Source organism: Actinomadura sp. NPDC000929 (assembly GCF_040492065.1).
In the GTDB taxonomy this organism is placed as follows: Bacteria; Actinomycetota; Actinomycetes; order Streptosporangiales; family Streptosporangiaceae; genus Spirillospora; species Spirillospora verrucosospora.
Genome location: NZ_JBEUPA010000049.1, coordinates 40,445 through 47,858, shown reverse-complemented (window position 1 = coordinate 47,858; position 7,414 = coordinate 40,445). Strand labels below are relative to the sequence as shown.

Below are 7,414 nucleotides of genomic sequence, written 5' to 3'. Positions count from 1 at the left end.
GGAGGCTGCGTCCACGGCGCCGCGGGCGGCGGCGGCATCGGCCCCGGCTGCGCCGGAACCGGCGGCGGCGGGGCGGGCTCGTAGACCCGGGTCCGGGGCTGCACGCCCTGCGGCGGGGACGGCGGGATCCAGGGCGGGGGCAGCGCGTCGGCCTGCCAGTTCCGGGTCAGCGCGGCGTCGACCGCGGCCTGGGCCGCGCTGGGCGAGGCCGCCCCGGGCGAAGCGCCGGAGACCAGTTCGAGCAGCAGCTCCTGCGCCTCCGGACGGCGCGCCGGGTCGGGGTTCAGGGCCCGCTCGACGAGCGTCCGCAGCGGCTCGGCCAGGCCGGTCAGGTCGTGCTCGCCGTTCTCGGCGCGGGCCGCCATCGTCATGACCGTGCCCGTGCCGTGCGGGTGGCGTCCGGTCCCGGCGAAGGCCACCAGGCAGCCCCACGCGAAGACGTCGGCGGCCGTGGACACCTCGCCGAGCATCACCTGCTCGGGCGCCATCCACCCCGGCGTGCCGACGACGAACCCCGCCAGCGTGTGCCCTGAGGGCGCGTCGGCGGCCTTGGCGATACCGAAGTCGATCACCCGCGGGCCCGACACCGACAGGATCACGTTGGGCGGCTTGAGGTCACGGTGGATCAGCCCGGCGGCGTGGATCGCGGTCAGCGCCGCGGCCACCCCCACCGCGACGCCGTTCAGGGTGCCGTCCGGCAGCGCCCCTCCGGTCTCCATGTAGGCGTCCAGCGGGGTGCCGTCCACGTACTCGGTGACCAGGTAGGGCCGCCCGGCCTCCTCACCGTGGTCCAGCACCTTCGCCGTGCAGAACGAGGCCACCCGGCGGGCGTTGCGCACCTCGTCGCGGAACCGGGCCCGGAATCCCTCGTCGGCCGCCAGCTCCGCGCGGATCACCTTGATCGCGACGTGTCGCCCGCCGCCGTCCCGGGCCAGGTAGACGGCACCCATGCCGCCCTCCCCCAGCCGTCCGACCACCTCGTACTCCCCGATGGCCGGCGGGTCGCCGGGCCGGAGCGGCTCGCCACCGCTGGGCAGTCGCGTCCGCCTCGGCTGCTCCTGCACAGGGCGCACCTTTCTGGGTACTGACGATCACGTCTCGGGCAAAAGGCAAACCTATCCAAATCGCAGAGGTGGGCTTCGCGGTTTCGCTGAGCGACGCCCCTACGGCACGCCGAGCGGATTCCTTCCGGCCGGGGCGTCCGGTCGGGCGGGCGACGCGTTCGGCATGGAGGGTGATCCGGCTCGTGTCCTTCGCGAGTTCATGAGGCCATCACGCCACGTCAACCACGGGTGCCGGGCCCCGGTCTAGCGTCGCGGGAGTTGATCGGAGCACGACGGAGCGGAGGTCTCGATGTCCGTGCGCCTTGTCCTGACGAGCCTGGCCCTCGCGTCCGCGGTCGCCGCGCCGGCGCCCGCCCGCGCGGCGACCGCCGGAGGCCCCGGGGTACTTCCTCAGAAGACCCAGTTCGATCTACAGGCCCACCGTGGCGGCCTCGGCATGACGACGGAGGAGTCGCTGGAAGGGTTCGGCAAGGCGATGCGCCTGGGGGTCAGCACCTTGGAGCTCGACACCCACGTCACGAAGGACCAGAAGGTCGTCGTCAACCACGACCGGCAGATCAGCGCCCAGAAATGCCGCGACACCGGTCCGGTCGCCCCCGGCGACCCGATGTACCCCTACGTCGGCAAGTACATCAAGGATCTGACACTGGCCCAGATAAGGACGATGGACTGCGGATACCGGCAGTTGCCCGGCTTCCCCGAGCAGGAGGTCGTCCACGGCTTCCGGATGGTCGAGCTCAAGGACGTGCTGGACCTGGTCAAGCGCTACCGCGCCAAGCAGGTCAAGCTCAACATCGAGACCAAGGTCGAGGCGGGGGCGCCCGACCAGACCGCGCCGCGCGAGTTGTTCGTCCGCCGGGTCTTCGAGGAGATCCGCGCGTCAGGGATCGAGCGGCAGGTCACCATCCAGTCCTTCGACTGGGGCGCTTTGGAGCGCATGCACCGGCTCGCGCCGAGATGGCCGCTGGTGGCGCTGACGAACTACGACTTCCTCCAGGTCGGCCGGCCCGGCGCCTCTCCCTGGCTGGGCGGCCTCGACGTCGACGACTACGGGGGCGACTTCGTGAGGGCCGCCGCCGCCGTCAGGGGGGTCACCGCCCTGTCGCCCAACTACGGGTTCCCGCAGAACGGCCAGGTCGGCGACCCCGGGTTCCGCTTCTACCCCGACCGCGCGATGGTGTCGCGGGCCCACGCCCGGGGCCTGAAGGTCATCCCGTGGACCTGCGACGACCCCGCCACCGTCGAGGCCCTGATGGACATGGGCGTGGACGGCGTCATCACCGACTACCCCGACCGCGTACGCCGGATCATGGCCGAGCGCGGCATGCGGCTGCCCAAGGCGTATCAGTCGCCCTGACCCTTGCCCACATCGCTCCAGACGGCCTTCGCGCCGCTGTGCCCGATCCGGACCACCTGCACGCCCGAGACGACCGCCGCGCCGACCGCGATGACCACGGCCACAAGGGTCACCGCCTTGGTCCAGTTCGGCGGTCGTTCCGTCTTCCGCCGGACGTGGAAACCGATGGCGACGATGACGGCGAGCGCCACCCAGAGCGTGGCCACCAGCGGCAGCAGGGTGTCTCCCAGTTCCGCGTGCTCTTCCACCAGGGAAGAGCGGGGGACTTGCTCCTCCAGGTGTTCGCCGCTGTCGGTGGCCATGGGGATCGTTATCAGGGCGATGGTGGCCAGGCCGAGAACCCAGGGAGCCCCCGGTCGCCGCGCCTTGGGCCAAAGCGCCACCGCCAGGGCGGCCAACACGGTCAGCGGAACCAGAAAGACCACAAGATGGACGATGAGCGGGTGGACGGGCAGGCCCCAGATGGTGTCCGGCACGGTCAGCCTTTCGGGTAACTGTTGATCGGCCGACCGTATCCGAGGGGTGGTCGCACCACTACCTTCACCGGATCTTTCAGAAGGTTTTCATAGGGACCGTTCCAGGCCTTTTCGGAAGCTCGGGATATCGGCCGGGACGAACAGGGTTTTCTTCCTCGAAAGCGCGGATGCACACCGGATCCGAGCAACTAGGCGCGCACCATTCGGGCGATGCGCCGCCCGCCGTCCGGGGGCGCGGCCCGGCGGCGGAGGGTCGCCGCGAGACTCCCCCGGCGGGCCGAGGCCGGGAAGTGGAAGGGTCTCCCCGGGGAACTGAAACCTGACCGCGGCGGTCAGGTGAAGTACTCGCATAGCGGGCTGGAAGCCTCTAAACGGCCGTCGAATTGGCCCGTTCTCCCGGTATCGGCGGATCGGCGCGGCCGACTTTCTCGCCATTGACCTGTCCCGCACCCCCTTGTTATGGTCACTCTGCGTAAAGGAATGCGCACACAGAGTTTTCCTGATGTCCGTCCCGCGGGCCGCCCGAATGGCACCGAAGAATTGCGCGTCCGGCGGCCGAGAACGCAAGGAGGGTGAGCCGTGAGGTCTAGCCCGAAGCCGCCCAGCGACCTGACGAAGCACAAGGGCATCGAGACCGTCCGCCAGATCCAGTTCCTGATGGTCCTGTGCTCGGTGCTGCCCCCGGACGGAAAGGCGCGCGAGATGCTCAGGCTCGCGCTCGACGTCCGCAACGAGGAGTTCCCGGACGGTGTCGAGCCGATCCGCGACCTCCACCCGCAGGCCACCAAGACCTGGCTCGAGTTCTTCTGGACTCGGGTCGGCATTTCCCCCGAGGAAAGGGAGTTGATCGACTGGCAGAACGACAAGCCGAGCATGGACATCGCCGTCGAGGAGTTCCAGGAGGCCGAGCGCCGACTCGGCATCAGGCTGGCGCCTCGAACGGTCGAGTGAACAGCAACGAACCAGGAGGAAGAAATGTCACCCAGCACGATTCTGCGGCACGCCGCCGCCGACGCCGACATCCGCACGGAACTGCTCGCCGGAGCGGGACGGTTCGGGGTGCCCGCCGCCGCCGTCCCCGCCGCCGTCGCGCAGCCGGACACCGCCTCGCTGGGCTACTGGACCGAGGGCGTCGCCGCCGTCGACGCCTACGCCTGCGCGTCCACGTGCAGCTCGGGGCCGTTCACCTTCGCGTGCGACGGAAGCACCAAGTAACGCCTCGGCGTTAGCGCCCGGCCGTAGCGCCGGGCTCGCGGAAGCACCGATGGGCCGAAGCCATCGGCCCATCACCCCGAACTTTCCCAGGCGAGGAGCCCGCCCGAGTGAAGCCGACCTTTCCCGTGGACCTCGCGGCCCGGGCCGCGAACCTGTCCGAGCGGATCCGGATCGTGTCCGCCCTCGGCCCGCCGTCCGGCGCGGAGCCGCTGGAGGCCTTCGACGCCTGGAGGATCGACCGGCTGGCCGCCAAGCTGGCCGCCAAGTTCGGCGCCGAGACCAGCCCGCGACCGGAGCGCCACACCGAGGAGTCGCTGCGCGAGAACCTGCGGGCCTACCGCGCGCACGAACTCGGTCTCGCCGACCCCGGGAGCCCGCTGGGCCGGATGCTGGCCGACCTGCACCAGGGCTGGCTCCCCGTCTACCGGGAGACGCTGGAGGGGTTCGACCCCGGCGACGAGGCGTTCGCGGCGGCGGACTGGCGCGCGGACGACGTCTACCACGGCCGGCTCGCCACCGCCTGCGAGCCCTTCCTGGTGGAGCTCGGCCACCGCCTGACCCGGGCGATCGACGCCGGCCCGTCCGCGGTCCGCGTCGACTCCCGGCTGGTGGCCGACTTCCAGGGTTACCTGCTCGACCGGTTCGAGCTGGCGCTGGCCTGGGCGGTCGAGACCGACGCGAAGGTGCACTGCCGGCTGCACGGGATCGACCCGGCGACCGCCACCCGCGACGACTACCTCGCCTACCTCGACAAGACGTTCGCCGACGCCGCCGCCTACCACCGCTTCTACCTGGAGTTCCCCCTGCTGGGCCGCTGGCTCGCCCAGACGACCGGGCAGCTCGCCGAGCACGGCGCCCAGATGATCGGCAGGCTTCGCGACGGCGCCGCCGAGCTGTCCGAGGCGTTCTTCGGGCGGCCCGTCGCGGCCGTGCGCACCGCGCGGCTCGGCCGCTCCGACCACCACGCCGGGGGCCGCAGCGTCGCGATCGTCGAGGTCGAGCTCGCGGACGGCGCGCACGAGTCCGTGGTCTACAAGCCCCGCGGCCTTGAGGGCGAGGCCGGGTTCCAGGGGCTGCTGGCGCGGCTGCGCGACGACGGCGTCCTCGACTACGCCGAGCGGCCCGTGCTCCCGAAGGACGGCTACGGCTTCGAGGCGCTGATCCCGCCGGGGCGCAACCGGGTCGCCACCCGGGAGGAGGCCGAGCGCGTCTACGCCGAACTCGGCGGCTACCTGGCGATCTTCTACGTGCTGGGCGGCGGCGACCTGCACTTCGAGAACGTCCTCGTCGCGGACGGCCACGCCTTCATCTGCGACTGCGAGACGGTGCTCGGGGCGCTGCCCAAGGGGTGGCCGCGCCCGTCCGGGACCCTGATGGACTCGGTCTTCAGGACCGGCCTGATCGAGTGGCCGAGGAGCGGCGCGGCGCCCGAGGGCGAGATGCGGATCAGCGGGTACACCGGCGGCGGCGGTTACGAGATGCCGATGCCGGTGCCGCAGGTCGACCGCGCCGTGTCGTTCGCCTCGTCCGTCAGCTACCGCGAAGGGGTGCGGGTCGACCCGGGGGCCTCGAACCGGATCTTCGTCGGGGACGAGCTGACGCACGCCGAGGACTTCGTCGACGCCATCGGGTCCGGGTTCGACCAGGTCTACGAGTGGTTCCGGCGGCGGCCCGACGAGGCGACCGACTGCGTCCGCGAGCTCTTCTCCGGCTCGGGCGTGCGCTTCGTCAACTGGAGCACCCAGGTCTACTCGCAGCTGCTCGCGGCCGCCCTGCACCCCCGCTGCCTGCTGGAGCCGCTGGAGGCCGACCTGCTGATCGAGACCGTGCGCACCTTCCCGCGCAAGTGGGACCAGGACGCGGCCCTCCCCGACTGGGAGGTCGCGTCGATGTGGCGCCGGGACGTCCCGCTGTTCAGCGTCGAGGCGGGGAGCACCGGGCTCGTCCACGACCACGCGTCCGCGGTCGGCGCGGACCTGGAGACGAGCCCGCTCGACCACGCCGCTTCGCGGATCAGGGGCCTGTCCACGCGGAACCGCGCCCAGCAGCGCCAGTACATCGCCGCCGGGCTGTCCGGTGGCGACGTCACCAGCGCCGACTTCGCCGAGACGTGCGTCGGGCGCGCGGCCGCGCTCGGGGAGCAGCTCTGCGCGATGCTCCGCGAGCCGGGCGCCCCCGCCCCCTGGACGTCCTTCGTGATCACTCCCGACGGGCGGGACGAGGTCGACATCGAGGGCGACCTCTACAACGGCTCGGGCGGCATCGCGCTGTTCCTCGCCTACCTCGACGCCCTCGACCCGCGGCCCGAGTTCCGCGCGGCGGCGCGGCGGGCGCTCGACCACGCCGTCGCCGCCTGGGAGCGGCGGCGCATCGGGGCCTTCACCGGCCTCGGCGGCATGATCTACGTCCTCACGCACCTGTACCGCCTGTGGGGCGAGCGCCCCCTGCTCGACCACGCCCTCGAACTCAGCGACGAGCTGGCCGGGCGCATCGACGGGGACCACCACCTGGACGTCTTCCACGGCGCGGCCGGACTCATCCCGGTGCTGATCGGCCTGGCCGGCGTGGCGGACGGGCGGGGCCTGGAGCAGGCGCACCACTGCGCCGCGCATCTGCTGCGCCGCGCGGAGGCCGAGGGCGACACCCTGTCCTGGCCCGGCTCCGACCTCGGCGCCGCCGGGGCCAACCTGACCGGGCTGTCCCACGGCGCCGGCGGTGTCGGCTGGGCGCTGATCACGCTGGGCCGGCTCACGGACCGGGCCGAGTACGTCTCGGCGGGGCGGCGCGCCTTCGCCTACGAGGCGCTCCACTTCGACCAGAGCGCGCAGGACTGGTACGACCTGCGCGAGTTCCCCGGCGGAATGCTCTGGGAGGGACGCCACTACGCCAACGCCTGGTGCAACGGCGCGGCGGGCATCGGGCTGAGCCGCATCCAGAGCTGGGCGGCGCTCGGCAAGGACGACGACGCGGTGCTCACCGAGGCGAGGAGCGCGCTGACGGCGACGATGCGCAACTTCCCCCGCCTCATGAACGACTCGCTGTGCCATGGCCGGTCCGGCAACGCCGAGCTGTTCCTGCGGTTCGCCCTGCTGGCGGACGAGCCCGCGTTCCGCCTGGAGGCCAACGTCCAGGTGCAGGCGCAGTGGCGCAACCTGGAGGACGCCCCGCCCGCGTCCGCCACCGGGTTCTTCCCCGGGCTGATGCTCGGCATGTCCGGGTTCGGAATGCACTTCCTGCGGCTGGCCCATCCGGAGCGGGTCCCCTCGGCGCTCCTGCTGGACCCCCCGCCCGCGTCGATCTGA

6 protein-coding genes are annotated in these 7,414 nt (G+C 72.0%); 4 read left to right on the top strand and 2 right to left on the bottom strand.

Features of this window, described 5'->3' with window-relative positions; genetic code table 11:
- On the bottom strand, positions 1 to 1,064 hold a 1,064-nt coding region (locus tag ABWI04_RS19250; RefSeq protein WP_353833286.1), incomplete at its 3' end, for a serine/threonine-protein kinase.
- Positions 1,065 to 1,353: 289 nt separating this feature from the next.
- Here ABWI04_RS19250 and ABWI04_RS19245 point away from each other — a divergent pair.
- A complete protein-coding gene (locus ABWI04_RS19245) occupies positions 1,354 to 2,421 on the top strand; it encodes a glycerophosphodiester phosphodiesterase family protein (protein ID WP_345183380.1) in 1,068 nt (355 codons plus the stop codon).
- Here ABWI04_RS19245 and ABWI04_RS19240 read toward each other — a convergent pair.
- Positions 2,409 to 2,897 carry a DUF2231 domain-containing protein gene (locus ABWI04_RS19240; RefSeq protein WP_353833285.1) on the bottom strand — a complete coding sequence of 163 codons (489 nt, stop codon included), beginning with the start codon at positions 2,895 to 2,897 and terminating at the stop codon, positions 2,409 to 2,411. The genes ABWI04_RS19245 and ABWI04_RS19240 overlap by 13 nt on opposite strands.
- 579 nt (positions 2,898 to 3,476) lie before the next feature.
- Here ABWI04_RS19240 and ABWI04_RS19235 point away from each other — a divergent pair.
- The 3 genes from ABWI04_RS19235 to ABWI04_RS19225 all read left to right on the top strand — a co-directional run bounded on the left by ABWI04_RS19235 (position 3,477) and on the right by ABWI04_RS19225 (position 7,414).
- On the top strand, positions 3,477 to 3,848 hold the full coding sequence (locus ABWI04_RS19235) for a DurN family substrate-assisted peptide maturase (RefSeq protein WP_353833284.1): 372 nt from the start codon (positions 3,477 to 3,479) through the stop codon (positions 3,846 to 3,848).
- 24 nt (positions 3,849 to 3,872) lie between these two features.
- Positions 3,873 to 4,112 carry a cinnamycin family lantibiotic gene (locus tag ABWI04_RS19230; protein ID WP_185028960.1) on the top strand — a complete coding sequence of 80 codons (240 nt, stop codon included), beginning with the start codon at positions 3,873 to 3,875 and terminating at the stop codon, positions 4,110 to 4,112.
- A gap of 107 nt (positions 4,113 to 4,219) precedes the next feature.
- Entirely contained in the window at positions 4,220 to 7,414 is a 3,195-nt protein-coding gene (locus ABWI04_RS19225) for a type 2 lanthipeptide synthetase LanM family protein (protein ID WP_353833283.1), read from the top strand.

Coding starts and splice junctions, on each gene's coding strand:
- ABWI04_RS19245 (WP_345183380.1), top strand. CDS start 1,354: ATGTCCGTGCGCCTTGTCCTGACGAGCCTGGCCCTCGCGTCCGCGGTC.
- ABWI04_RS19230 (WP_185028960.1), top strand. CDS start 3,873: ATGTCACCCAGCACGATTCTGCGGCACGCCGCCGCCGACGCCGACATC.